This window comes from Amycolatopsis sp. CA-126428 (assembly GCF_002904335.1).
Classification (GTDB): Bacteria; Actinomycetota; Actinomycetes; order Mycobacteriales; family Pseudonocardiaceae; genus Amycolatopsis.
In genome coordinates, this window is record NZ_PPHF01000061.1 from 1 (window position 1) to 24,138 (window position 24,138).

The window sequence follows — 24,138 nt, forward strand, 5'->3', positions numbered from 1 at the left end:
CTTGACCGCCGCCACCAGCTTGGTCAGCAGCGGGTTCGTCGACGCGGCCGAGGCGACCGGCTGCGGGCCCATAGAGTCCAGCGAACCGGGCGCGGACCCCTGCGGCAGCTGCGAACACGCCGGGCCGAAGACGTCGGCGTTGGTGGTCACGCCATCGGCAGCGGCCGTGCTGGAGGACGGCGCGGCCATCGACGAAGAAGGAGCCGGAGCCGGGGCGCTGGAGCTGCCCGACGACGCGGTGCCGTTGCTGCCGCACGCGGTCAGCGCGAGGGCGGCGGCCGCGGTCATGCCGATACCAGCGATACGAAGCTTGTTCACGGAAATCACTCCAAGAGGGGAATCAAAAGCGGCTGTCCCTTGCGGGAAACTTGCTGTCTGCCGGTAATTCGGGGCCCGGCCCGCGCCGGATTGGTCGGGCGGGAAAACTTTTTTTCAGGCCGCAGTGAAGGTGACGTTGTGCCAGCCCGTGGCGCCGTCGGGGACGGTGCCGGCGCGCATGTCGGTCTGCGTGTAACCGGTTTTGTCGGTGGCCCGGCAGAACACCTGGTGCACCCCGGCCGGGATGTCGACCTCGGTCCACCACATCCGCCAGGTGTTCAGGTTGACTTGCTGGGACAGCGTCGTTTCCTGCCACGGTCCCCGGTCGACGCGGACCTCGACCTTCTCGATGCCCGTGTGCTGCGCCCACGCCACGCCGGCGACCCGCACCTTTCCCACCTTGACGTTGGCGAAACCGCGGTGCGAATCGATCCGGGATTCCGTCTTGATCGGGGCCTCCTGGCTCCAGCCGCGTTTGAGCCAATACGCTTTGCGCGCGGCCCAGGTGGTGACTTCGATGTCCACGACCCATTTCGTCGCCGACACATAGCCGTACAGGCCGGGGGTGACGAGCCGCGCGGGGAAGCCGTGTTCCAGCGGCAGCGGTTCGCCGTTCATGCCGATCGCCAGCATCGCCCCGCGGCCCCGGTCCTGGGCCGCCGCGACCGGGGTGCCGGAGGTCCAGCCGTCCACGCTGGTGCAGTACAGCTGCTCGGCGCCGGGTTTCACGCCGGCTTCGGCGAGCAGGTCGGCCAGGTCGACGCCGAGGAAGTTCGACGTCGACACGTAGTCGCCGCCGACTTCGTTGGACACGCACGTCATGGTCACCGTGCGCTCGATCAGCGGCCGGTTGCGGATGTCCTCGTAGCGGTAGCGGATTTCGCGGTCGACCATGCCGTGCAGCCGCAGCGTCCAGTCTTCGGCCCGCAGCTGCGGCACCGACAACGCGGTGTCCACCCGGTAGAAGTTCGCGTTCGGCGTCAGGAACGGCGGGGTGCCGAGCTTGGCGAAATCGGCGTCGGCGGGAATGGCCGGCGCGGTCCGCGCGGGGACGAGCTTGCCGATCGCCTCCCGTGACGCCGTCGCGTCCCGGGCCGAGCTGATCAGCTGCCCGCCCAGGCCCATCGCGCCGGCTCCGACGACGACCCCGGCGCCGCCCAGGAGGAAGGACCGCCGGGACGTGCCGCTCTTCTCCCCGGCTCCGGATTCTCGCCACACCCGTGGGGCGATCCGGTGCAGGAGCCGGAAAACGGCGACTCCGACGAGCAAGCTGGCGGCCGGCGCCAGCAACGCCACGCTCGTCAGGTCCGGGCGCTGGGACACGGCGAACCCGCCGAGCAGTCCGAACAGGACGATGACGACCGTCCCGGGCACCGGCGAGCGGCGCGACAGCACGCCGGCGAGCGCGGCGGCCGCCACCATCACCACGGCCATGCCGCTGAGCAGCACGAGCTTGTCGTAAGTGCCGAACGTGCGGACGGCGAAGTCCTTCAGCTCCACCGGCGTCAGGTCGATGGCGCCGTTGCCGACGGCCAGGTAAGGCGAGGCGTTGATGCCGATGAAGCCGGCGACCAGGTGCCCGGCCGCCAGCGCGGCGGCCAGCGCCAGGATGCCGGTGAACGCGGCCGCGAAGAACCGAAGCCGGGTGCGCTCCGAGGACGGCGGAACTGCTGGGGCGTCGAGTTCGGTAGCGGTCATACCCAGCATTCGGTGCTCGCCGGGTCCAGGTATTGGTCAGTGACCGTTCCGCAACGTCGTCCACCTGAATGGGTGAGAGCACGCGCCGGATCCACTGTGGACAGCGAGTCGTCGCCGACCCTCGCGGGGGATCGTGCCCGTTCCCCTCCCCCGGCACCAATCTGCGCAGGCCGGCTGCCCCGAACCTGTCCTGACACGCCGACGACAGCGGCGCGTGACTCGTTGTTTGGAGTGAACTGATGACGACCGCCGACGCCCACGCTCTCACCGGCGCGTATGCCCTCGACGCGGTCACCGACCTCGAACGCGCCGCCTTCGCCCGGCACCTGACCGGGTGCCCGGCCTGCGCCGTCGAGGTCGCCGGCTTCCAGGAGACCGCCGCCCGCCTCGGTGGCGCAGCGGCCGCCGACCCGGACGAAACCCGGCGCCGGCGCGTGCTCGCCGTGGTCTCCCAGACGCGGCAGCTGCCGCCGCTGGTGACCGCTGGGCCGGCCGCGCGGGGGCCACGCACGCCGTGGCGCCGTCGCGCATCGATCGGTGTCGCGTCGGTCGCCGCCGCGGCCGCGGCGCTGGTCGGGGGCATCAGCATCGGGCTGGACCAACCGGGCTCCGCACCGGTGCCGGTGGCCGAGGGCAACGCGGTGACCGCCGCGCCCGACGCGATCACCGTGCGGACCACCGCGACCGGCGGCGGCTCCGTCACGGCCACGATCTCCCGAAGCACCGGCAGAGCCCTCATCGCCACCCAGGGCCTTCCTCGGCCGGCTGCCGGCCACGCCTACGAGGTGTGGCTGACCGGGCCGCACGGGCCCCGGTCGGCCGGGCTGGTCGCCTCCGGCGGCAGCGTCGACACCGCCCTCCCCGAGCTCACCGACGGGATCGCCGTGACCGTCGAGCCCACCACCGGGTCCCTGGAACCGACAACGCCACCGATCGCCGCCATCGCGGTCGGCTGACCCACCGCCAACGCCTCGGCCCGGCAAGGAGCGGGGCACCGGATTCCTCCGGTGCCCCGCTCATGTGCTGCCCGCTGACCGTCAGACGGTGTGCGGGGTGTGCGCGACGGTGTTCCAGCCGGTGGCGATCACCGCGGCGTCGCCGCCGTTGCCACCCCGGCCCGAGTTGCCGCCGGTGGTGGTGCTGTGGTTCCCCGCGTCACCGGTCGAGCCGGTGGCACCGGTGCTGCCGGAATCGCCCGAGGTGACCGTGGTGCTCGCGTGGTCACCCGGGTGGTTCCCGCCGCCGTGGTGGTGGCGGCCCTGCTGCTCGTGCCCGCGGGTCGAGGAGACGGCGGTGTTGCCGCCGGTCGAGCCCGAGTCACCCGAGTTGCCGGTGCTGCCGGTCACCGCGGTGTTGTGGCCGGCGGCGTTCCCGGCGTCACCGGAGTCACCACCGTTGCCACCCCGTGCGGAGCCGAAGACCGAGCCCAGGACGCCGGTCGTGCCGCGCAGGCCGTGCCGGTTCCAGCCCTGTCCGCCGGTGTTCGTGCCGGTGCTGACGACGGTGGCGCCCCCACCGTTGCCTGCGTTGCCGGAGTTCCCGCCGGTGGTGGTGCTGGTGTTGGCCGCGTCACCGGTCGAGCCGGTGGCGCCGGTGCTGCCGGAATCGCCCGAAGTCACCGTGGTGGCCGACTTCGTGCCGTCGTTGTCCCGGCCACCGAAGGTGCAGCCGCAGCCGTGGTGCCCGCGGCCGTTGCCCTGGCCACCGAGGGTCCACGCGATGGCGCTGTTGCCGCCGGTGAAGCCCGAGTTCCCCGAGTTGCCCGAGGCACCGGACACCGCGGAGTTGCCGCTGGTGGCGTTTCCGGCCTTACCGGAGTCGCCGCCACGGCCGCCCTGGGCGATACCGGTCACGAGACCGGCGACGCCCGTGGTGCCGCCCTGGTCGTGCCGGTTCCAGCCGTGACCGCCGGTGTTCGCGCCGGACGCGGCCGTGGTGGCGTCGCCGCCGTGGCCCGCGTTGCCGGAGTTCCCGCCGGTGGTGGTGCTGGTGTTGGCCGCGTCGCCGGTCGAGCCGGTGGCGCCGGTGTTCCCGGAGTCACCCGAGGTCACCGTGGTGGTGCACTGCGCCAGCAGGCAGAGACCGTAGGCGCTGTTGCCGCCGGTCGAGCCCGAGTTCCCCGAGTTGCCCGAGGCACCGGACGCCGCGGAGTTGCCGCTGGTGGCGTTTCCGGCTTTGCCGGAGTCGCCGCCGTGGCCGCCCTTCGCGGTACCGGTCACCGAGCCGAGGACGCCGCGGGCGCCCCGCGAGTCCGCGGTGTTCTCACCCGAAGCCGCGGTGGTCCCGGAGCCGCCGTGCCCGGCGTTCCCGGAGCTGCCGCCCGTGGTGGTGCTGGTGTTCGAGGCGTGCCCGGTCGAGCCGGTCGCGCCCGTGTTCCCGGAGTTGCCCGAGGACACCGAAGTGCTGCACTTCGCGAGCACGCACACGCCGTAGGCGCTGTTGTGCCCGGTGGATCCGGAGTCGCCCGAGTCGCCGGAGTTCCCGCTGACAGCGGTGTTGCCGCTGCCCGCGTTCCCGCCGGCCCCGGAGTCCCCGCCGGTGCCGCCGGCCGACACGCCGGAGACCACGGAGTGCAGGGTGCCGCCGAGCCCGCCCAGCGGGCCCGAACCGCCGGTGTCCGCACTGGCCACCGCGCTGCCCAGCAGGACGAACCCGCCGGAGATGAACGCGGCGGTCAGGCCGCGTCGCACGTACTTGTGCATGTCTTCCCTTTCCTTGCCTTCTGTCCACAATGGATTTCTGGTGGCGGAAAGGGAAAGTCAGCTCGGATGGTCGTTGCCGTAGAAGACCAGCCAGTACGGCGGCGCACACCCGTCCGGCGGTGCCCGCCAAGCGCGATCGGTGCCCGGCATGCTCGACCCGGACCCGGTCACGGCGTACTCACCACCGTGCTGCCCGGCCGACCCCGCCGCCGTGGTCCCGCTCGCCGCGGGACCTTCCGGCGCCGGCGGCACGCTGCCGCCGCCGTCCGGCCCGGACGTCCGGGCGGACCGGGCCGACCCGGCCGGTACAGCCGCGTCCTTCGCGGTGACTTCGGCGAACACCGGCCGATCCGCCCGTGGCTGCCTGGACGAAACGACCGCTTCGACCGCCGGCTGTCCGGTGGTCGCCGCGGCGGCTTGTTCCGCCGGGGCAGGGCGGACGTCGTCCCGCGGACGCGTAGTCCCCGGGATGACCACCGGGCCGGCGGGATCCGCTCCCACGGCGTGCACCACCGGCGCGACCGCGTCCAGGACCGGCCGGAGGACCGGCTCGGTCACCGGGCGCACCACCGACAACACCGGCGCCACCGCCGTGACCACCGGCCGCACGACCGGCGCGAGCACCGGCTCCGCGAGGTTCGCAACCGGCTCGAGCGCGCCCCGCAGCGGTTTCCCGACCGCGGACAACAGACCAGGCGGATCCGGATGGTCCGGCGAGGACGATTCGGACGCGTTGGCCGTACCCGACATCAGCAACGCCAGGACAGCGAACCCCACCAAGGTGCCCGCGACCAGCAATACCCGGGCCAATATCAAGCCGTCACCGACCCGCACGTCCTCAGACTGGGAAGTATCCATGCATTTCACCTCCCTTCGAGTGCGATCTTCACCCGTCAGTGCAAGTTCGCCGCGAGATCCTCACCGGATTGGGTGGCAGAGCGCCCTGATTTTTCTTTTCTTCCAGGGTTTCTCCTCGCCGGCAGCGGGTATTCGGCTGGGCTGTTTTTCGCCCGGGGGCCCGTCCGGAAATTCGACCTGTCCGCCGGGCGGCCAGCTTCGAACCGGAGACGTCAGCGACGATCCAACCTGCTCACCCGGGAGGCCATGCCGGGGCGTGCGGGACACGCCCGAGGTCGCGCAACGTCGCGCGCGGGCGGGAAGGAGTGCACGTGTTCGGCAAACGCTATGCCGCTTCGATGATCAACCGCAGCGCCGAGAACGAGCAGGACCGGCGGCGGTTCCTGCGCGCCGCCGGCGTGACCGGGCTCGGTGTCGTGGGCGCCGGCGCCCTCGGCGGGCTGACCGCGGGCCCCGCGGCCGCAGCCACGGCCCACCCGGCCGCCGCTGCCGAGGAGGCCGCCGTCAGCGATGGCGCCGTCCTCAACTTCGCCCTCAACCTCGAGTACCTCGAAGCCGAGTTCTACCTGCACGCCGTCACCGGTCGCGGCCTCGCCGACTCCATGACCACCGGCACCGGCACCCGCGGCGGCGTGACCGGCGGCCGGGCGGTCCGCTTCGAAACCAAGGCCGCCCGCCAGTACGCCCAGGAAATCGCGGCCGACGAGAAAGCCCACGTCCAGTTCCTGCGCTCGGCACTCGGCTCGGCCGCCGTCAGCCGGCCCGCGATCGACCTGCAGTCCAGCTTCACCGCCGCCGCCCAGGCCGCCGGCCTCGTCAAGCCGGGCCGCAGCTTCGACGCCTTCGCCTGCGAAGAAAACTTCCTGCTCGCCGCGTTCCTCTTCGAAGACGTCGGCGTCACCGCCTACAAGGGCGCCGCCCCGCTCATCACCAACAAGACCTACCTCGAAGCCGCCGCCGGCATCCTCGCCGTCGAGGCCTACCACGCCGCCACCATCCGCAGCGCCCTCTACCAGCGCGGCGACGGCAGGGCCACCGTCAAGCTGTCCGACGCCCGCGACAGCCTCGACGGCGCCGGCGACGACGACCAAGGCGTCATCGACAGCCACGGCAACGTCAACATCGTCCCCACCGACCCCAACGGCATCGCCTACAGCCGCTCCCCCGGCCAGGTCCTCAACATCGTCTACCTGACCCCCAAGGCGGCCACCTCCGGCGGATTCTTCCCCCAGGGTGTCAACGGCGAAGTCAACACCAGCGCGGCCAACGGCTGAGCAGCCCGTTCGCCGTCAGGTTCGGTCACCGTGCCTTACGGATTCCTTCGTCATGCCGGCCCACCCGGTGTCGAGGAGGGCGAAGATCCGGTCGAGCGCGGCCTCGGCGTCGTCCCGTCCGTGGACGAGGGTGACGGCTTCGAGAGCGAAATGGGCGAGCGCCTGACAACCGGGGTCGCTTTCCGGGAGCGCACTGTCCGCGGCGATCGCCGCGGACAGTGCCTTCTCGTGGCGCACCCACATGCGGCGAAAGTATTCGTGGAGGGCCGGAGTGGTGTCGACGAGCCGGCGGAAGCCGGCGAAGCGCGGGTCTTCGCGGACCTGACGGGACCGCTCGTCGCACAGCAGCCGGCGCAGCGCCTGCGGGATGGATTGGCCGGCGGGGCGCTCGCGGACCGCGGCGACGAGCGCGGCCTCACGGTCGGTGTCCTGGTCGAAGACCAGTGCTTCCTTCCCGTCGGGAAAGTGCTTGAACAGCGTGGCCGTCGAGACGTCGGCGGCCTCGGCGATCTCCCGCACGCCGACCGCGTCGTAGCCGCGCTCCAGGAACAGCCCCAGCGCGGCGTCCGCCAAGGCTTGCCGGGTGGCGGCCTTCTTGCGCTCGCGGCGCCCCGTCTCGGTCACGTGCCCCACTCTAGCGCGTGCGTTGAACGGATCACAATGTAGAACCGTTCGACTTTTGGAACCGTGTCACCTATCGTGGGTGGAGGTCAGGCTGTCCGGCCTGCAGCGAGCGGCTACGACGAACCGTCGCCGCACCACGCGTGGAAGAGGTTCACCCATGACGACCCCACCCCGCATCGCCATCATCGGCGGCGGCCCCGCCGGCTTGCTGTGCGCACGAGTCCTGCAGGGACACGGCTTCCGGCCCGTCGTGTACGACGCGGACGCCGCCGTGGACGCCCGCGACCCGGGTGGAACGCTCGACCTGCACGCCGACAGCGGCCAGATCGCCTTGGAGGACGCCGGGCTGATGGCCGCCTTCCGGACGTCGGCCCGGGTCGAGGGCCAGGCGAAGAGCCGCCGGGACCACCACGGCACGGTCCTGGCGGAGTTCGTTCCCGCCGAAGGCGACGAGGCCGCACCCGAAATCGACCGGGGCCTGCTGCGCACCATGCTCTACGAGCACCTGGCACCCGGTACCGTCCACTGGGGACACAAACTCCGCGCCGCGACGCCGGTGGGCGGCGGGGTGCACGAGCTGGAATTCGCCGACGGCACCCGGGCGGAAGCCGACCTCGTCATCGGAGCCGACGGCGCGTGGTCGGCGGTGCGCCGGCTGCTCACCGACGCGGTGCCGCAGTACCTCGGCGTCCAGTTCCTCGACGCCCGGTTCGACGACGTGGACACCAGGCACCCCGAAGTCGCCGCGATCGTGGGTGCGGGCCACATGTTCTCCACCGACGGCGACGGCCGCGCGGTGATCGTCCAGCGCAACAGCAACGGTGTGGTCCGCGGCTACGTGGCCTTCCGCGCCGAACTCGACTGGCACGTCGCCGCCGGGGTCGACGTCACCGACCGCGAGGAGGTCCGGTCCTTCCTGCTGAAGGAGTTCGGCGAATGGTCGGCGGTCATGCGCCCACTGCTCACCGACAACGACGGCGACTACGTGCAACGCAGCTTCTGGGCCCTGCCCGCGCCGCTGACCTGGGACCACGTCCCCGGGCTCACTTTGATCGGCGATGCGGCGCACCTGATGGCCCCCTTCGGCGGGCACGGCACGAACCTCGCACTGCTCGACGGCGCGGAACTCGCGCACGCCATCGCGAAGGAGCACAGCCTCGACGACGCTGTCGCCCGCTACGAAGCCACGATGTTCCCGCGCTCCGGGCCACTCGCCGAGAGGGCGAACACCGCGCTCACGCGGTTCTTCGCCACGACGTCCCCGGACGCACCGCACCTTCCCCCGGACCACGCGCAGGAACACGAGGACTACCGCACCAGGGCTGCCGAATACCGGCGCGCGCGGGCCGAACGCGACCGGTAGCGCCGGTCACCCGAGGCGGGGCACGAGAGCGCAGAGTTCGGCCAGGTCGTGTCCGGCCCGCAGGACCGTGCCGTCGGGCCGGACGATAACGGCGTGCGCACGGCCGCGGAGCAGCCAGTCGTGCAGGGCCGTGCCGGCGGGCGCGGTGACGCACACTCCCCCGCGCTGCCGGACGACGGCCTGGTCTGCGGCGGGGAAGGGCGACACCGCGACGAGGGCGAACCGGCCCGCGGTGAGCTCGTCGAGGCGGCGACCATCCTGAACGACGGCGTTGGGGCACAACCGCCCGGCGAGGGTGCGGCGCAGGCGTGGCCGGGCGACGAGGCCGGAGCGGCGCAGGGTGGGGGTGGCGCTGTCCAGGACGATCCGGCCCAGGCTCGGCGTCCGGGCCAGCAGCGGCAGCGCGGTCCGGCGCAGGAGGTTTCCGGCCCGGCCGCCCCGGGTCATGGCGACGCCGATGAGCTTGGCCAGCCGGATCAGGGCGCGGGCGTGCGGCTTGCGTTCGGCTTCGTAGGTGTCGAGAACATCCGGTGGGAGGGTGCCCTCGAGCACGCCGGCGAGTTTCCAGGCGAGGTTGGCCGCGTCACGCAGGCCGGCGCCCAGGCCCTGGCCGATGAACGGCGGGGTCAGGTGGGCGGCGTCGCCGAGCAGGAAGATCCGGCGATCGCGCCAGCGGTCGGCCACGCGAGCCCGGAAGGTGTACTCGGCGATCCGGACGATCTCCAATGCCTCGGCCGGGATCTGTTCGGTCCACGGCGTCAGCAGGGGGTGCAGGCGGGCGAGGTCGCGGTAGTCCTCGGCGGTTTCGCCGTCGCGGAGGCGGAACTCCCAGCGGTGGCGGTGGGGGCCGATGCGCATGTAGGTCGCGGCGCGGTCCGGGTCGCACACCTGGTGCACGCCTTCCCATCCGCCCAGCTCGGCGTCGGTGGCGACGTCGGCGACCAGCCACCGCTGCTCGAACCGCAGGTCCCGCATGGTGGCGCCGATCGCGGTCCGGACGACGCTGTTGGCGCCGTCGCAGCCGAGGACGTGGTCGGCGAGGACCGAACCGTGCGCGCCGCCGTCCCGGTCGGTGTAGTCGACCCGCACGGGTCCGGAACCGTTCTGCGTGACCCCGGTGACCTCGGCGCCGCCGCGCAGCGTGACGGTGTCGTATCGCTTGACGTTGGTGCGCAGCAAGCGTTCCAGCTCCGGCTGGTCGAACATGTTCGCCTCGGGGTAGCCGTGCCGTCCGGTACCCGCGCCGCGCCGGAACTCCCCGAGCACCCGCATGTCCGGGTCCAGCAGGCGAAGCCCGTGGCACGGCCACGAAATCGCGGCGAACTCCTCGGCCACGCCGAGCCGGGCCAGGATGCGGTGGACCTCGTCGTCCAGGTGCACCGCGCGCGGCTGGGGGTAGACCGACGCCCACCGGTCCAGCACCAGGCACTCGACGCCGTACTGGGCGAGCAACGTCGCGGCGGTCAGCCCGGTGGGGCCCGCGCCGACCACGACCACCGGAACCCGCGGCGTGCTCACGACAGCACGACCAGGTAGCCGGCGACCAGTGCCGTGCACCCGACCGCGGGCGCGGCCTTGCGCAGCCCGTCGCCGGTGCGCACGTGCGTGACCAGGGCCCCGGCGAGTTCGAGCCCGCCGATCCCGCGGCAGGCGCCGACCGGGAACCCGGCCTCGGCGGCCAACGCCCGCATCGGGGTGCCGGCCAGGACTTTCGCCGGCCCGAGCAGGGCGAAGATCGCCGAGGTGACGGCCGCGAGGCCGATGGCGAGAGTCATGAGACGTCCTCGGGAATCCGGAGCTCCCAGCGCACGGCGTAGGCGCCGAGAGCAGCGTGCACCGCAGCCTCGTCCTCGGCCGCGGCGAGGGTGACCGTGGCGACGACCGAGCCGTCCTCCGCCCGGGCGCTCACCTGGGCACCGGGAATCCCGGCGAGCGCAGCGGCGACGGCGCGGCGAGTGGCGTCGGCACGCAGGGCGAGTTTGTCCGGCTTGCCGATCACGGTGACGGGCAGGGCTTCGAGCACGATGACGGCCTTGGGGACGGCGGCACGTTCGGGCACGCGGTCCGCGGCCCAGGCGAGCAGTTCGTCCTCGGTGACCACGGTGCCGGGGGTGAGCGTCACGTAGGCCACCGGGACCTCGCCGGCGTGCGGGTCGGGCCGCCCGACCGCGCCGGCCGCGGTGACCCGCGGGTGCGCGAGCAGCGCGTCCTCGACGAGCGCGGGGTCGATGTTGTGGCCGCCGCGGATGATCAGGTCCTTGGCCCGGCCCCGCAGGAAGACGAACCCGTCGTCGTCGACCTCGGCGAGATCCCCGGTGTCCAGCCAGCCGCCGGCGAGCTTGCCCAGGCCGTCCAGCACCAGGCCGTGGGCGTCGCGGCCGGTGACGTAGCCGGCGAACACCGCCGGCCCCGCGATCCGGAGGACGCCGTCCTCGACCTTCACCCGCTGGTACGGCAGCCGCTGGCCGACCGATCCGGGCCGAGGGGTGTCCGGGAAGCTGCGCGCGCTGGCGCAGGTCGCCTCGGTGAGCCCGTAGCCTTCGAGCAGCGGGACGCCGGTGTGGTCTTCGAACGCCGTCCGCACGGCGGCGGGTAACGGCGAGGCGCCGACCATGGCGAAGCGCAGGCTGCCGATGTCGGCGTTCACCGGGACCTGCGCGAGCACCGCGTACACCGTGGGCACCGCGCTCATCGACGCGATCCGGTGGTGCTCGACGATCCGCCAGAACTCGCCGTACAGCGCGGGATCCCGATAGCCGAGCGGTCCGGCCCAGACCACGTGCTGCCCCTTGAACAGCGGGGCGAGCAGCGTGACCACGAGCGCGTTGACGTGGAACAGCGGCAGCGCGGCGAAGAGCACCGAGTCGCTGTCGAACAGCGAGTTCGCGGCGAGCATCCAGGCGTCGGCGACCTCGTTGCCGTGCGTGTGCGCGGCCAGCTTCGGGGCGCCGGTGGTGCCGCCGGTGGGGAAGACCGCGGCCAAGTCACCGGATCGCGGCGGCTCTCCCGCGAACGCGGCGGGATCCTCGGCCGCGGCCAGCTCGTCGAGGTAGCCGATCAGCACCCCGTCGACGGCGGGCAGCGGTAGCGCGGGCCCGGTCGCCCCGGTCGGCCGCAGCACCAGGATCGCGGCCAACTCGGCGCCCGGATTCCGGGCGGTGTCCCACATTCCGGCGTCGAGTTCCGGCCCGGCGGTGATCAGCACGCGGGCGCCGGAGCGGCGGAGCAGCTCGGCGGTGTGGGGCCGGGACAGCGCGCCGTTGATCGGTGCGGCGATGCCCGCGAGCTGCGCGGCCAGCGTCGCGGTGATCAGCTCGGCGCAGTTCGGGGCGATCAGCGCGACGGCGTCGCCGCGCCGGATCCCGAGGCGGTGCAAGAGGTTCGCGAACCGGTGCACGTCGGCGAGCAGTGCGGCGAAGGTGCGCGACTCGGCCTTCGCCCAACGGGCCGCTTCGGGCAGCACGGACATCGCGGAACGCTCCGGCCACCGCGCGGCGGCGCGGGCCAGCAAGGCGTACGTCGACTCCGGCAGGCCGCGATCGGCCAGCGGCACCGCCTCGATCGCGGCGAGATCCTCGGGCGAGTCGTACCGGGGCCACAGCAGGTCGCTCATCGGGCGTACCTCACGACCGTGCGCTGGGTGCCGAGATCGACGACGCCGTCGTCGGTGGCGATGCTCGCTTCGATGACGTCACCGTCGGCCAGGTACTTCGGGTTTCCCTCCTGGCGCTTGAAGAACAGCCGCCACTTGGTGGCGGGTGGGAGCAACGACCCGAGGATTTCCAGCGGCTTCGGCGGCGCGCTCAACGCGGTTCCGACCGGGGTTCCGGTGAGGACGAGGTCGCCGGGATCGAGCCGCTGGAAGCGAGCCAGCGCGGTGAGTGCCTCGGCGGGGCGGTAGAGCATGTCGGGCCTGACCGTCGTGTCCTGCCGGACCTCGCCGTTCACCGACAGCCGCAGCCGCAGGTCGGCGAACCGCCTGAGCTCGTCGGCGTCCGGCAGCACCAGGGCCGGGCCGACGGGGGTGAACGTCGGGTAGGACTTCGACTCGTAGAACTGCGTCTTGGGCAGCTGCAGGTCGCGGGCGGAGACGTCGTTCGTGACGACCAGCCCCGCGACGTACCGGGCGAGGTTCTCGTCGGTGACCTCGGTGCCGACCGGCAGCTCCCGGCCGATGACCAGCCCGATCTCGACCTCGTAGTCCAGCAGCCGGACGTGGGCGGGCTTGACGACGTCGGCGAAGGGCCCGCCGATCGAGCCGGAGGCCTTGCGGAAGAAGGTCAGCGGCACGGTGGCCGGGTTCATCCCGGCGTCGCGCACGTGCGAGGCGAAGTTGGTCATCTGGGCGACCACCCGGCACGGCGCGGTCACCGGGGCGACGAGGTCCAGGGCGGCGATCGGCACGGTGGCCGGGTTCGACACCGCCGCGGTGACGGCCGGCCGGTCGGCCAGCAGCTCGGCGGTGGTCGTGGCCGCGGTGTCGATCCTGGCCGCGCCTTCGGGAGTGGCGACGTACCAGGCGTCGGTCGTGCGGAGGACGGAGACGGTCATGAGGTGGCCACCTTCAGCAGGCCGCGCAGGCGGCCGAAGTCGAATTCGTTGTCCTGGCGCAGGGCGCCGAGCATCGTGCGCAGTTCACGCAGCACCTGCGGCCCCGGTTTGACGCCGAGGAAGTCCTTGGTGGCGGGCGGGCCCCACTGGGCGAGGCCGGAGGCCGTCATCGGGGCCCAGCCGGGATCGAGGGTGTTGTCGAACAGGTCGCCGTCGCTGAAGTGCTCGACCATGAACCCGTCCGGGTCACGCCAGTAGTCGAAGAGCTGGCTGCCCTGGATGTGCCGCCCGATGCCCCACGAGTGGTGGTAGCCGTGGTCGCGCAGGTGCTCGCCGCCCGCGGCGAGCGCGTCGAGGTCGGCCACCTGGTAGGCCGAGTGCACATAGCGGTTCGCCGGGCCGAGCGCCAGGGCGAGGGTGTGGTGGTCGGCGGGCTCACCGCCGCGGTCGCAGCGGAGGAAGCTCATCACCGGGCCGCGGTCGCGCTGCCCCGGGTAGTAGAGGAAGTCGCTGACGATCAGCCCGAGGTGCCGCAGGTACCAGTCGAGCGTCTCCCGGTACTTCGTCGACTGCCACACGACGTGCCCGAGCCGCTGCACCTTCGCCGGCCCCCGCACCGGCCGCTGGGTGGCGTTGGCGCGCGGCGCGTCGTGGCCGAAGTTCAACCGCAGCGGTTCCTGCGCCGGAAGCGCGGACAGCTCGTGCGTGTCCGCGACGACCCGGACGCGCAGCCCGCTCGGGTCGGCCAGGTCGACGGCCAGGCCGCCCAGGCTCTCCGGCAGCTTCCCCGCTCGCCGTCCGGTGGCTTCGGCGAGCCTGAGCACGTCCGCCGAGTCGGCGGCGCGGAAGACGGGCCCCAGGAACGCCGACCGCTCGCCGCGGCGGATCAGCACGCAGGGCGCGCCGGGATCGGTCCCGCGCAGCTGCAGCTCATCCGGCGTGCGCAGCACCGTGGTGAACCCGAAGGCCCGCGCGAAGAGCTCCGCCTTGGCCAGGTCGGGCTTCTCGAACTCCAGCCACGCCAGGTCGTGCACCTTGACGATCGGCTCGGCCGCGCGTCCCGGGTGTTCGCCGGCCAAGGCGCCCTGCTCGCTGTGCAGGCCGCTGTGGGGGTCGTGGTGGCTCATCGACTGCTCCCTCCAAAGATGACGTAATCGTCAACTATGAGAGTGTCGTCAGTCAAGCGCTTCTGAGGAATTCGTCAAATCTGACGCGGAACGCTAAGGTGGCGGTGACCAGTGAGGGAGGACGAACAGCCATGGCCGAGCAGGTACGCAACCGCGTCGACCGCCGCAAGGCACGCACCCGCGCGGCACTCGTGCGCGCGGCCCAGACCTGCATCGCGGAGGGGCGGACCGCCGTCCCGATCCTGGAGATCACCCAGCTCGCCGACGTCGGGATGGGGTCGTTCTACAACCACTTCGAGACCAAGGAGCAGCTCTTCCAGGCCGCCGTCGAAGATGCGCTGGAGGCTTTCGGCAGCACCCTGGACACCCTCACCGAGGACATCGACGACCCCGCCGCGGTGTTCGCGCAGAGCTTCCGGCTCACCGGGCGGCTGCACCGCAAGCACCCGGAACTCAGCCGGGTCCTGCTGCACAACGGCCTGAACCTGGCGAGAGCCGGCCAGGGCCTCGCCCCCCGCGCCCGCCGCGACATCGAAGCCGCCGTCCACGCCGGCCGGTTCACCGCCGTGCGCGACACCGACCTCGCGCTCGCCGTCGTCACCGGCGCCGCCCTGACCCTGGGCCAGCTCCTGCACGACGAACCCACCCGCGACGACGCGGCGGCGACCGACCTCGTCACCGAAGACCTGTTGCGCATGTTCGGCGTCCCCGCCGGCGAAGCACGCGCTCTCTGTCAGCGTCCCTTGCCCGACCCGGACACCTTGCCCGAGCGGGGCACCGCCGTTTGACGCCTCGATGTCGGGCAGGCCGAGGCCGCCGCTCGTCCGGATCGGGTCACCGTCCGCCAGTAAAATTCTGGCCGGTGGCGAAGAACTGCACCACCGCGGCCACGCCCGTCAGCTCGCGCATCGGCCGGGCGGCGCCGAACGAGGCGTTCCAGAAGTCGCCGCTCTTAGGTTCGAACGGGCCGACGTACGCGTACGGCTCGCCGAGGTAGCCGTCGCCCAAGGAGACGCCGTAGTTGACCTCGTCGAGGGCGATCGCGACGTCGAAGTGCTCGGGCCACAGCACCGGGGTGGCGTCCGGCGCGAACTCGCGCAGCGCGCGGTCTCCGTCGGCGAAGGCCTGGAGCAGGAGGTTCAGCGCGTCGGCGGCGAAGACGATCGTCTCGCCGGGCCGGACGCCGGGACCGCCCGAGTAGACGCCCGCGGGTTCGCCCGCCTCGAGCCCCGCCTCCGCCGCCACTTCGGTGTACGTGCGCCCGGTGAGACGCACCCGGGCGGACCCCGTCAGGAGCTCGTCACCTTCGACGCGCAGCGCGGGTTCGGCGGCCGTCGCGAAACCGCCGTCGACCACGGACAGGTCGATGCGCCCGGTCGCGCGGTGCTGCGGGCCGGCGAGCAGCAGCTCGGCCACCCCGTGCAGGGACCGCCTGGTGGGTTCCCAGTCCATCCGAACTCCTCGTGTAACGCCCGGGAGGGTTCCGGGCACTGAGCCTGCCGTCACCGCAGTGTCCCGGAACCCTGGAGGCGTTACACGGCGGACTGGCATCGGGTGGACCCCGCCGACGTGCCCGCGGACGGCCGGTGCGCAGCGTCACCGTGGACGGCCGCAGCGTCGCGCTGTCGCGCGGTGGCACGCGGTTCGGCGCGCTGGAAAACCACTGCCCGCACCAGGGCGGGCCGCTCGGCGAAGGCTCGATCGAGAAGGGCTGGCTGCGCTGCCCCTGGCACGGCTACGACTACGACCCGCCGACCGGGCAGCCGCCCGAAGGCTTCGGGGACGCCGTCACCACCTACCCGGTCGAGGAGCGCGAGGACGGCGTCTTCGTCGAGCTGCCGGAGCCCGCGGCCGCGGTGCGGACGGTCGCCGACGTGCTGGTCGAGACGCTCGTCGCCGGGGGTGTGCGGCACGTGTTCGGCATGGTCGGGCATTCGAACCTCGGCTTCGCCGAAGCGTTGCGGCGGGCCGAAGCCCGCGGCGAGCTGACGTACATCGGGATCCGGCACGAAGGCGCGGCGGCGTTCGCGGCGAGCGCGTACGGCAAGCTCACCGGACGCCCCGCGGCCTGCTTCGCGATCGCCGGTCCGGGCTCGACGAACCTGCTCACCGGGCTTTACGACGCCAAGCTCGACGGCGCGCCGGTACTCGCGATCTCCGGCCAGGTACCGTCGAAGGTCCTCGGCCGCGGCGCGTTCCAGGACGTCGACCTCTCGGCGGTCTTCCGCGATGTCGCCGTGTCCACCACGACCGTCCACAGTGGAAGTGACCACGCCGAGCCGGCCGCGCTGGCGGTCACCCCGGACGGCCGCCGGTCCGGCCGGTCCGGGCCGCCGGCCGCCGCCGCGGTCACCGCGGCGGCCGCGCTCGTCCGTGACGCCCGGCGGCCGGTGTTCGTCGTCGGCCACGGCGCCCGGGACGCCGTCGCCGAGGTCACCGCGCTGGCCGAACGCCTCGGCGCCCCGGTCCTGACGACGTTCAAGGCCAAGGGCCTGGTGCCCGACACCCATCCGCTCGGCGCGGGCGTGCTCGGCCGCAGCGGGACGCCGGTGGCCGGCTGGCTGATGAACGAAGCCGACCTGCTGATCGCGGTCGGTGCGTCGTTCAGCAACCACTCGTGGGCGGCGGCGGCGGACCGTCCGATCGTGGCGGTCACCGGCGACGGCGGGTTCGGGCAGTACGCGACCGAGCTGACCACCGCCGTCAAGTACGGCATCCCGGTGAAACACCTGCTGCTGAACAACAACGCCCTCGGCAAGATCAGCAAGGAGCAGCTCGCCGGGGCCTACCCGGTGTGGCAGACCTCCCCTGGTCAACCCGGACTGGGCCGCCTACGCCGAACTCTGCGGCGCGCGGGGAAGCAGCGTCACCACACGCGAACAGCTCGACGAAGCCATGGCGGCGCTCTTCGCCGCCGAAGGCCCGGCTCTCCTGTGCGTCGAGCAAGACGCGGAACTGCTCTGAAGGGCGCACGCGATCGCGGCCGACCTGAGCCTGCCGGATGCGCCCGCGCGCGTGGTCGCGGAAACCCCGCCGCACCTCGCCGAGGAGGGCCTCATGACGCTCACGGTCGCCCGGGCGACACCGACCGGATCCGCTCCACCCTGAACTGCCGTTCGGCCTCCCGCTTGTGGCACCACGCCAACAGAAACGGCCCATCCCAGCCGATCGGCGTAATGGTGCGCTGCGAAGGTTCACCCTTCCCGTCGACGTACTCGATGTGCACGTCCGACCGCTCGTCGATGGCTCCCGCCAGCAACGCCACCGCCGTCTCCGGCAACTTCGGGTTCCGTCCCCGCACGACCTGCGCCGTGGACAGCTCGTCCGCGTCCAGATCGGGCAGCTCAACCGGCTCCACCTCCACCGGAGTGACCGCCCGTGCCTTCGGCCGCCGCACCACAACGCTGCCCGACGACGGGTCCTCGACCACCGCGAACCCTTCCGCCTGCAACACCACGACCACGTCCGACGGCGTCATCACACTCCCCGCCACGGTCGGTGCCAACTCGACGAACCCGGGCAACCGCAGCACCTCGGCGACGACTTCCGCCTCGGCGACGACGCAGCACCCCACCGCCCGCACCCGCACCTGCCCGCGCCCGCGCTCCCCCAACAGGGCCCGCAACGCCCACGGCACGTTCTGCCGCGTCAGCTCGTCCAACGCGGCCAGCAAGGTCTCCGCCGTCCACCCCTGGGCGAACGCCGCCCGAACGCTGGCCGGGGTGAACTGCCACACCCGGGCCCCGTCCTCCGTCCGGCTTTCCGCGGACGCCGCCAGCACCCGCGCGGCCTCCACCGTCAGCTGCCCGAACACCACCGCCTTCAGGTCCTCCAGGACCTCCACCTCACACCGCATCGGCACGACCACCTCGGCCACCGAAGCGGCCAGCGCTTCCGCGTTCCCCGCGGACAACAGCGCCTCCCCGCACACGCTCAGCACGTCGCCCGCCACCACCCCCACCATCTCCGCCTCGCGCACCACCCCACCGACGTACTGGTGCACCGCCGGGCAGAACCAGTAGGCCGCAGCAGCGACCCCCTCGACCGACAGGCCGGCCCTCCCGGCCCGCAACACCGCCCACCTGGCCGCCCGGGCATGCGACGACTCGACCTTCGACACCGCCGTGGCCCGCTGGGCCGTCGGGGAGTGGGACAACCAGAACCAGGCCCACGCCAGCTCGGCCCACTGCCGGGCAGGCGTCGCCCGCCGCCACGGCTCGTACCGCGCGGTCACCTTGAAAGCCGTGCCGGCCTGCTCCAGCAACCCGGCCGCGAACAGCAGGTCCAGCACCAGCAACAGGTCGTCCTCACCCACGCCGAGCACCTTCCCCAGGCGCTGCCGCTCCCTGACCCCCACGCCGCCCTGCCGCAACCCCACGATCGGCCGGCTCGTGTCCAGCAACGCATACGCCGAACGCAGCAGGTGCTGCACCGCCGACCGCACCTCACCGTCCGCGCCACCCCGGCCACGCTCGACCGCGGGCGGTCCAGTCACCTTGAGCTGCCCTTTCGCCCGCTTCCACCGCTCCAGAACCGGCGGCACCAGGCACACCACGCCCGCGTCCGGCCACGCCACCCCGACCCGGCGCAGCTCACCCAGCGCCGCCCGGACCGCCGCCCGGTCCCCTCCGGTCAGTTCGGCCACGGAGTCAACGGTGGCACCGGCCCCCAATGCGGCCGTCGCCTGCCCTGCCGCCACCGCGTCCCGGCTCACCAGCCGGATCGCCGCGAGCGACCCGCGATCGCTCAGCCGTTCCGCGAGAGCTGCAGGCCCATCCGGCACCGGCGCGAGGCGCACCTCGGGCCGAACCCGCAAGACGTCGGCCAGCTCCGCCTGGTCCATCCGACCGAGGTATTCCGCAAACGAACCGGTGTCCATACCGGGATTCTGCCGAAAACGATGGGGGTCTCGGAAGCAGTCGCTCGCATTCCCGGCACGCTGCCGGTGCCGTCTGCGAGGCGACTACCAGCGAGGTGGATGAGGAGGTCCGGCATCCGGTTCGACTCGCTCGACCTGCACTCGACCCCGGCAAAGCTGTACCGCTCGGCTACGTGGTTCAGATCGGCCAGCGAGCGCGGACGATTCCGTCGTCGTCCGGCTCCACGGCCACGAGCAGTGGGTCGGTGGTGTGCGGCAGCAGGGTAGCCGCGCGGATGTCTGCCAACGCCTCGGTCAAACCGGCCCGGTCATCGCCGTCGGCGTGGAAGCTGTGGATGCGGCCGTCCGCGTGTTCCACGACGACCCAGCCGGCGAAGTCCGGTGACATCGTGCGCAGCACGGCCGGAATATCGGCCGACAGGTCCGGCCACACGGACAACAGGGCGCGCGGACCGAGGTCCGGCACCGTGGCCTCGGCGGTGAGCCGATGCCAGCGCGAGTGGTTGCCGACGATGGGTCGTAGGGCGAGCCGTCCAGCGGCTCGACGAACAACCCGCTCGCGGCGGTCAGCGCGACCGCACGTCCGCACGGCTGCGCGGTTCCGATGTACAGGTACTGGTCGTAGCCGACATGGACGAAGAACCGGTCCTCGGCTTCGAGCCGGCACCACACGCCGTTGCCCCGCAGCATGGCGCGCAGCAGCTCACGCCCGATGTCCAGGGTGATCGGCGCGCCGTCGTGGTAGCCGGTGAGGTCGGGCCGGAACAGCCCGTGGCCGTCGACGGGCGGCTCGACTCCGAAGTGGACGAACCCGCTGAACGCGGGGTCGCGGATGGTCAGCCGGGACACGCCGGCATCCTCGGCGAACGCCGTCACGGCGGCGACGTAGGCGGCCTCCACCGGCCCGTAGTCGCTCGATACGTCCTCGGAACCGCGGTACGCGCCCTGGTCGTCGCGATCGGCGGGATCGTACTTGGTGATCCGGTGGACGTGCGGTGCGAACATGATCGGCTGGATTGCCCTTCGTAGGCGTCGATCACCGGCCCGAAGCAGTCGCAGGAGCTTGGAAGTCTCTAGTGGATGAAGTCGTAGGAAGCCGCCTGCGCTGCGGTGAACGTGCGGTAGCTGACGACATTCCAGGCGACCTGGTTCATCTCGGAGACCTGCCAGCGGCCGTCGGCATCGACGGTCTCGACAACGGCCACGTGGCCGAGGCTTCCGGCGTCCGACTGCATGATGGCGCCGACCGCGGGCGTCTGGTCGACCGCATAGCCGTCCCGGCGGGCGAAGTCATCCCAGGTCTTGGCGTTACCCCAGACCTGCGGGATGGGGCGGCCCACCTCGGCGCGGCGAGCGGAGGCCCACCAGGTGCATTCGCCGGGCGCGTAGCGATTGACGGCCGGGGCCTGCGCCGCGTTGGCCGGGGTCGCCACCAGCGCGGCCGACAGCGTCAGCAGGATCCCGCAGAACCGTAGAGCATGCCTCATCGAAACCCCCCGTGGATCCGGCAGCGAAGAAAGTCTCCCACAGTTCGTTGACGGAAGCGTGGCCCTTTCAGAGGAGCAGTTCGAACATCCGGAAGACCTGGTCCCACTCTTCGGAGCCGGGGTTCTTGACGCGCGGGTCGATGATCTTGAAAGCCTGGGCGAGAGCCACGCTGAGGCCGCCGGCGACGGCCGGGAGGCGGGCCTCGGTCTCTTCGGAAATCGCGATCCCGAGCGGGGGACGGCTCAGGAGCTGCTCGAGCAGCGGCACCACTTCCAGGTCCTCTTCCAGCTTGAGGAACTCGTGCATGCGCTCCTGCAGTCCCTTGGTGATCGGCAGGTCTCTCGGCTCGATGATGTCCCGCCCGTTGGCCTTGGCCGCGGCCTTGGCGACCAAGAAGAGGTCGTAGATCTTGCGGTCCAGGAACTCGTCGTACCGTTTCAGATCGCTCTTGTCGACATTCAGGCTCGCGGCCATCCGGAAGAACCGTTCGAACCTCGTCGCACCCATGACCGGCATCTGACCTCCTGTGAGTGATGTTCGCGGGCGAACGTCGCGATGATCTCTCGGATACCCACACACAGTGACAAGGACGGCCGGGTCCGCGCCTGCGCCCGGCAGGTCGAAATTCGCGGGAACGATCGACCCGGCAGAGCAGGAGCGGAGACCGGGCCGGTGTTGCGGAGCGACGTGCCGGCGTCGCTCCGCAACCGGCACCGCTACTGGATCACGAACGGCGCCGACACGTCCACCGCGTACGGCGTCGTGCCGTTCTTGTCCAGCTGCAGCACGTAACCGCCCGGCACCACGGCGGGCGGGCCGGACGCGTTGATGTCCCCCACGCTTTCGGCCAGCGCCGCCGCCGGGAAGGACACGCGCACCACCTGGGACCGGCCCGGGTCGAGCGTCACCCGCGCGAAGCCGACCAGCCGCTGCGGCGGGACGACCACCGGGCTCACCGGCTGGGCCACGTACACCGGCACGATGTCGGTGCCGGCGCGGGTTCCGGTGTTGGTGACGGTGAACGTCGCGGTGGCCGTGCCGTCGCGCGCGACCTTCGGCGTCACCGCCAGGTTCGTGTGGGTGAACGTCGTGTACGACAGGCCGTAACCGAACGGGAACTGCGGGTTGTACGCGTTGCCCGGACCGGACGCGGTGCTGGGCAGCTGGTCGAAGAACTTCGGCTGGTCCCCCAGCGGGGACGGGGCCGTGCCGGCGAAGTCGGCGCCGACGGCCGGCGCGTCGGACGGCCAGCTGATCGGGAGCTTGCCCGCGGGGTTCGTCTTGCCGAACAGCACATCCGCCACCGCCGTGCCGGCTTCCGTGCTGCCCTGGTAGGCCATCAGCACCGCGTTCGCCTTCTCCGCCGGGCCCAGCCCGACCGGCCGGCCCGCGACGACCACGACGATCACCGGTTTGCCGGTCGCCTCCAGGGCCGAGATGAGGGCCTGCTGGTCGGGCGCCAGGGCCGGAGCCGGGTTGTCGCCCAGCCCTTCCGCGTAGGCCTTCTCCCCCACCACCGCCACGTAGGCGCTGGTGTCCGCCGCGGCCGCGACGGCGCCGGCCTGGTCCGGCGCGTAGACCGCGGCCGGGTCCGCGGCCCGGATGCCGTTCAGCACGGTGGTTCCCGGCGGAATCTGGTTGTCGGGGCCCATGCAGCACACGTGCCCCGCACCCGCGACGCCCTGCCAGCTCACGCTCCAGCCGCCGAGCTGGTTCGTCATCGAGTCCGCACTCGGGCCGGTCACCACGACCTTCGCGCCCGCCGGCAAGGGCAGCGCGTTGTTCTCGTTGCGCAGCAGGGTGATCGACTCCCGCGCGGCCTTCGCCGTCTGATCGCGGCCCGCGGTGACAGCAGCGTTGGCGGCGTTGGCGTCGACGCACGGCTTCGCCGGGTCGGCCACGCACGGCTGGTCGAACAGGCCGAGCTGGAACTTCAGCGTGAGGATGCGGCGCACGGCCTGGTCGATCCGCGCGTGCGAGATCTTGCCCGTGTCGACGGCCTGCAGGATCGCGGCCTGCCACCCCGCCGGGTCGGAGACCTGCATGCTCATGTCGACGCCCGCGTTCACGGCGGCGGCGATGGCACCCGAAAGGTCCGGCGCGATGTGGTAGGCGGTCTGCAACGCGGTGACGTCCTGGTAGTCGCTGATCACGACCCCCTGGAAGTGCAGCTGGTTGCGCAGGATGTCGGTCAGCAGGTAGCGCGACGAAGTGGCGGGAACGCCGTTGATCGAACCGGAGTTGACCATCACCGTCCCGGCGCCCGCGTCGATCCCGGCCGCGTACGAGGGCAGGATCGTCGTCTGCAGGTAGTTCATCGGGAGCAGCGCTTCGGCCCGGTCGTGGCCGTTGACCGACTGCGAGTAGCCGGCGAAGTGCTTGACCGTCGCGCTGACGTTCAGCTCACCGCGCCTGCCCGGCGTCTGCATCCCCTTGATGTTCGCGGCGCCCATCGCGGCCGACAGGACCGGTTGCTCGGCCCACGTCTCGTAGGTCCTGCCCCACCGGTTGTCGCGCGCGATGTCCTGGACCGGGGCGAAGTTCCAGTTCCAGCCGGTGGCGCGCAGGGCGTCCGCGGTCGCCTTGCCACCGGCTTGGGCGAGCGCGGGGTCCCAGGTGGCGCCCATGCCGATGGACTGCGGGTACAGCGGCGCCTGCCACGGGTGGCCGAAGCCGTGCACCGCGTCGACGCCGAACACCACCGGCAGGTGCAGGCGCGAGTTCTTGATCGCGAACTGCTGGATGATGTTGTACTCGTTCGCCCAGTCGTAGCCGGTGTTGCCCACGCCGCCCTTGCCCGTGGTGTCGACCGGGTTGTCGGTACCGCCCGCGAGGATCGAACCGACGTGGGCGTCGACCAGGATTTTTCGCATGCATTCCGGGTTGGGCAGGTTGAATCCGTTGTTGCCGCACGTCGCGCTGTTCGCGTCGGTCAGCGTGCCGACCAGCTGCTGGTCCATCTGGCCGACCTTCTCGGGCAGCGTCATCGCGTGCAGCAGCGCCTCCACCCGCGCCGGCACCGGGCGATGGGTGTCCACCCAGGGCGCGGCGCCCGGATCGATGGCGGCACTGCTACTGGCGGTGAACGCGGGAACCGCGAGCAGGGCCGCCGCCGCGAACACCGTGACGGTGGCGCGGGTACTGCGTCTGTGGTTGCGGAACACTTGACCTCCTTCAGCCGTGGTCGGTACTGACCGGCCGCATTGGGGCGAGCGCACCCTAGGCACCTTCCGCCGGGGCTGTAAAGCGCCGAACG

The 24,138-nt window shown here is 72.1% G+C and carries 20 protein-coding genes and 2 pseudogenes; 6 read left to right on the forward strand and 16 right to left on the reverse strand.

From position 1 onward, the window contains the following. A pseudogene (locus C2L58_RS15395) lies at positions 1-318 on the reverse strand (fasciclin domain-containing protein); the annotation flags it as partial. A 114-nt stretch (positions 319-432) separates the two neighbouring features. After that, the gene (locus tag C2L58_RS15400; protein WP_199191284.1) at positions 433-2,016 is read right to left on the reverse strand and encodes a molybdopterin-dependent oxidoreductase; all 1,584 of its coding nucleotides are present in this window, start codon (positions 2,014-2,016) and stop codon (positions 433-435) included. A 239-nt stretch (positions 2,017-2,255) separates the two neighbouring features. Between C2L58_RS15400 and C2L58_RS15405 the strand changes: the two genes are divergently transcribed. Then, positions 2,256-2,972: an anti-sigma factor gene (locus C2L58_RS15405; protein ID WP_103338259.1), complete on the forward strand. Its 717-nt coding sequence runs from the start codon at positions 2,256-2,258 to the stop codon at positions 2,970-2,972. 81 nt (positions 2,973-3,053) lie between these two features. Here C2L58_RS15405 and C2L58_RS15410 read toward each other — a convergent pair whose 3' ends face one another. Together C2L58_RS15410 and C2L58_RS15415 are read right to left on the reverse strand one after the other, a co-directional pair. Beyond that, positions 3,054-4,718 carry a beta strand repeat-containing protein gene (locus C2L58_RS15410; RefSeq protein WP_103338260.1) on the reverse strand — a complete coding sequence of 555 codons (1,665 nt, stop codon included), beginning with the start codon at positions 4,716-4,718 and terminating at the stop codon, positions 3,054-3,056. A gap of 57 nt (positions 4,719-4,775) precedes the next feature. Beyond that, positions 4,776-5,576 carry a hypothetical protein gene (locus C2L58_RS15415; protein WP_146073606.1) on the reverse strand — a complete coding sequence of 267 codons (801 nt, stop codon included), beginning with the start codon at positions 5,574-5,576 and terminating at the stop codon, positions 4,776-4,778. 311 nt (positions 5,577-5,887) lie between these two features. Between C2L58_RS15415 and C2L58_RS15420 the strand changes: the two genes are divergently transcribed. Then, entirely contained in the window at positions 5,888-6,850 is a 963-nt protein-coding gene (locus C2L58_RS15420; RefSeq protein ID WP_103338262.1) for a ferritin-like domain-containing protein, read from the forward strand. 15 nt (positions 6,851-6,865) lie between these two features. Here C2L58_RS15420 and C2L58_RS15425 read toward each other — a convergent pair whose 3' ends face one another. Next, the gene (locus tag C2L58_RS15425; protein ID WP_103338310.1) at positions 6,866-7,474 is read right to left on the reverse strand and encodes a TetR/AcrR family transcriptional regulator; all 609 of its coding nucleotides are present in this window, start codon (positions 7,472-7,474) and stop codon (positions 6,866-6,868) included. Between the two features lie 157 nt (positions 7,475-7,631). Here C2L58_RS15425 and C2L58_RS15430 point away from each other — a divergent pair, with 157 nt between their 5' ends. Further along, positions 7,632-8,837, forward strand: coding sequence for an FAD-dependent oxidoreductase (locus tag C2L58_RS15430; RefSeq protein WP_103338263.1), 1,206 nt, complete (start codon positions 7,632-7,634; stop codon positions 8,835-8,837). A gap of 6 nt (positions 8,838-8,843) precedes the next feature. Here C2L58_RS15430 and mhpA read toward each other — a convergent pair whose 3' ends face one another. The 5 genes from mhpA to C2L58_RS15455 are packed head-to-tail and all read right to left on the reverse strand — an operon-like array spanning position 8,844 to position 14,515. After that, positions 8,844-10,355, reverse strand: a complete 1,512-nt coding sequence (gene mhpA, locus C2L58_RS15435) for a bifunctional 3-(3-hydroxy-phenyl)propionate/3-hydroxycinnamic acid hydroxylase MhpA (protein ID WP_103338264.1) — start codon at positions 10,353-10,355, stop codon at positions 8,844-8,846. Continuing rightward, positions 10,352-10,612, reverse strand: coding sequence for a DoxX family protein (locus C2L58_RS15440; protein ID WP_103338265.1), 261 nt, complete (start codon positions 10,610-10,612; stop codon positions 10,352-10,354). Before C2L58_RS15440 ends, mhpA begins: the two co-directional genes overlap by 4 nt. Further along, positions 10,609-12,450 carry an acyl-CoA synthetase gene (locus C2L58_RS15445; protein ID WP_103338266.1) on the reverse strand — a complete coding sequence of 614 codons (1,842 nt, stop codon included), beginning with the start codon at positions 12,448-12,450 and terminating at the stop codon, positions 10,609-10,611. Before C2L58_RS15445 ends, C2L58_RS15440 begins: the two co-directional genes overlap by 4 nt. Beyond that, positions 12,447-13,388 (reverse strand): fumarylacetoacetate hydrolase family protein, encoded by a 942-nt coding sequence (locus tag C2L58_RS15450; RefSeq protein ID WP_103338267.1) that lies wholly within the window; start codon positions 13,386-13,388, stop codon positions 12,447-12,449. The genes C2L58_RS15445 and C2L58_RS15450 overlap by 4 nt, the downstream gene beginning before the upstream one ends. Continuing rightward, positions 13,385-14,515: a VOC family protein gene (locus C2L58_RS15455; RefSeq protein ID WP_103338268.1), complete on the reverse strand. Its 1,131-nt coding sequence runs from the start codon at positions 14,513-14,515 to the stop codon at positions 13,385-13,387. The genes C2L58_RS15450 and C2L58_RS15455 overlap by 4 nt, the downstream gene beginning before the upstream one ends. Positions 14,516-14,646: 131 nt before the next feature. On the opposite strand from C2L58_RS15455, the gene C2L58_RS15460 reads away from it, so the two are divergent. Continuing rightward, positions 14,647-15,303, forward strand: coding sequence for a TetR/AcrR family transcriptional regulator (locus C2L58_RS15460; protein ID WP_103338269.1), 657 nt, complete (start codon positions 14,647-14,649; stop codon positions 15,301-15,303). A 46-nt stretch (positions 15,304-15,349) separates the two neighbouring features. Here C2L58_RS15460 and C2L58_RS15465 read toward each other — a convergent pair whose 3' ends face one another. Further along, positions 15,350-15,967, reverse strand: coding sequence for a hypothetical protein (locus tag C2L58_RS15465; RefSeq protein ID WP_103338270.1), 618 nt, complete (start codon positions 15,965-15,967; stop codon positions 15,350-15,352). Positions 15,968-16,116: 149 nt separating this feature from the next. Here C2L58_RS15465 and C2L58_RS15470 point away from each other — a divergent pair. Both C2L58_RS15470 and C2L58_RS51500 read left to right on the forward strand, forming a co-directional pair. After that, positions 16,117-17,232: pseudogene (locus C2L58_RS15470) on the forward strand (thiamine pyrophosphate-binding protein); the annotation flags it as partial. Positions 17,233-17,323: 91 nt separating this feature from the next. Then, positions 17,324-17,479 (forward strand): thiamine pyrophosphate-dependent enzyme, encoded by a 156-nt coding sequence (locus C2L58_RS51500; protein WP_369904195.1) that lies wholly within the window; start codon positions 17,324-17,326, stop codon positions 17,477-17,479. Between the two features lie 100 nt (positions 17,480-17,579). On the opposite strand, the gene C2L58_RS15475 is transcribed toward C2L58_RS51500, so the two are convergent. The 5 genes from C2L58_RS15475 to C2L58_RS15495 all read right to left on the reverse strand — a co-directional run bounded on the left by C2L58_RS15475 (position 17,580) and on the right by C2L58_RS15495 (position 24,046). After that, positions 17,580-19,358 carry a helicase-associated domain-containing protein gene (locus C2L58_RS15475; RefSeq protein WP_103338271.1) on the reverse strand — a complete coding sequence of 593 codons (1,779 nt, stop codon included), beginning with the start codon at positions 19,356-19,358 and terminating at the stop codon, positions 17,580-17,582. A gap of 330 nt (positions 19,359-19,688) precedes the next feature. After that, positions 19,689-20,399, reverse strand: a complete 711-nt coding sequence (locus C2L58_RS15480) for a hypothetical protein (protein ID WP_233225737.1) — start codon at positions 20,397-20,399, stop codon at positions 19,689-19,691. 68 nt (positions 20,400-20,467) lie between these two features. Continuing rightward, positions 20,468-20,881, reverse strand: a complete 414-nt coding sequence (locus C2L58_RS15485; protein WP_103338272.1) for a CHAP domain-containing protein — start codon at positions 20,879-20,881, stop codon at positions 20,468-20,470. 67 nt (positions 20,882-20,948) lie between these two features. Then, entirely contained in the window at positions 20,949-21,398 is a 450-nt protein-coding gene (locus tag C2L58_RS15490; RefSeq protein WP_103338273.1) for a DUF1931 family protein, read from the reverse strand. Positions 21,399-21,598: 200 nt separating this feature from the next. Next, positions 21,599-24,046: a glycoside hydrolase family 3 N-terminal domain-containing protein gene (locus tag C2L58_RS15495; RefSeq protein WP_103338274.1), complete on the reverse strand. Its 2,448-nt coding sequence runs from the start codon at positions 24,044-24,046 to the stop codon at positions 21,599-21,601. Between the last annotated feature and the right edge of the window lie 92 nt (positions 24,047-24,138).

Coding starts and splice junctions, on each gene's coding strand:
- C2L58_RS15455 (WP_103338268.1), bottom strand. CDS start 14,515: ATGAGCCACCACGACCCCCACAGCGGCCTGCACAGCGAGCAGGGCGCC.
- C2L58_RS15480 (WP_233225737.1), bottom strand. CDS start 20,399: ATGTTCGCACCGCACGTCCACCGGATCACCAAGTACGATCCCGCCGAT.
- C2L58_RS15410 (WP_103338260.1), bottom strand. CDS start 4,718: ATGCACAAGTACGTGCGACGCGGCCTGACCGCCGCGTTCATCTCCGGC.
- C2L58_RS15430 (WP_103338263.1), top strand. CDS start 7,632: ATGACGACCCCACCCCGCATCGCCATCATCGGCGGCGGCCCCGCCGGC.
- C2L58_RS15450 (WP_103338267.1), bottom strand. CDS start 13,388: ATGACCGTCTCCGTCCTCCGCACGACCGACGCCTGGTACGTCGCCACT.
- C2L58_RS15405 (WP_103338259.1), top strand. CDS start 2,256: ATGACGACCGCCGACGCCCACGCTCTCACCGGCGCGTATGCCCTCGAC.
- C2L58_RS15475 (WP_103338271.1), bottom strand. CDS start 19,358: ATGGACCAGGCGGAGCTGGCCGACGTCTTGCGGGTTCGGCCCGAGGTG.
- C2L58_RS15445 (WP_103338266.1), bottom strand. CDS start 12,450: ATGAGCGACCTGCTGTGGCCCCGGTACGACTCGCCCGAGGATCTCGCC.
- C2L58_RS15415 (WP_146073606.1), bottom strand. CDS start 5,576: ATGGATACTTCCCAGTCTGAGGACGTGCGGGTCGGTGACGGCTTGATA.
- C2L58_RS15400 (WP_199191284.1), bottom strand. CDS start 2,016: ATGACCGCTACCGAACTCGACGCCCCAGCAGTTCCGCCGTCCTCGGAG.
- C2L58_RS15490 (WP_103338273.1), bottom strand. CDS start 21,398: ATGCCGGTCATGGGTGCGACGAGGTTCGAACGGTTCTTCCGGATGGCC.
- C2L58_RS15485 (WP_103338272.1), bottom strand. CDS start 20,881: ATGAGGCATGCTCTACGGTTCTGCGGGATCCTGCTGACGCTGTCGGCC.
- C2L58_RS15440 (WP_103338265.1), bottom strand. CDS start 10,612: ATGACTCTCGCCATCGGCCTCGCGGCCGTCACCTCGGCGATCTTCGCC.
- C2L58_RS15460 (WP_103338269.1), top strand. CDS start 14,647: ATGGCCGAGCAGGTACGCAACCGCGTCGACCGCCGCAAGGCACGCACC.
- C2L58_RS15465 (WP_103338270.1), bottom strand. CDS start 15,967: ATGGACTGGGAACCCACCAGGCGGTCCCTGCACGGGGTGGCCGAGCTG.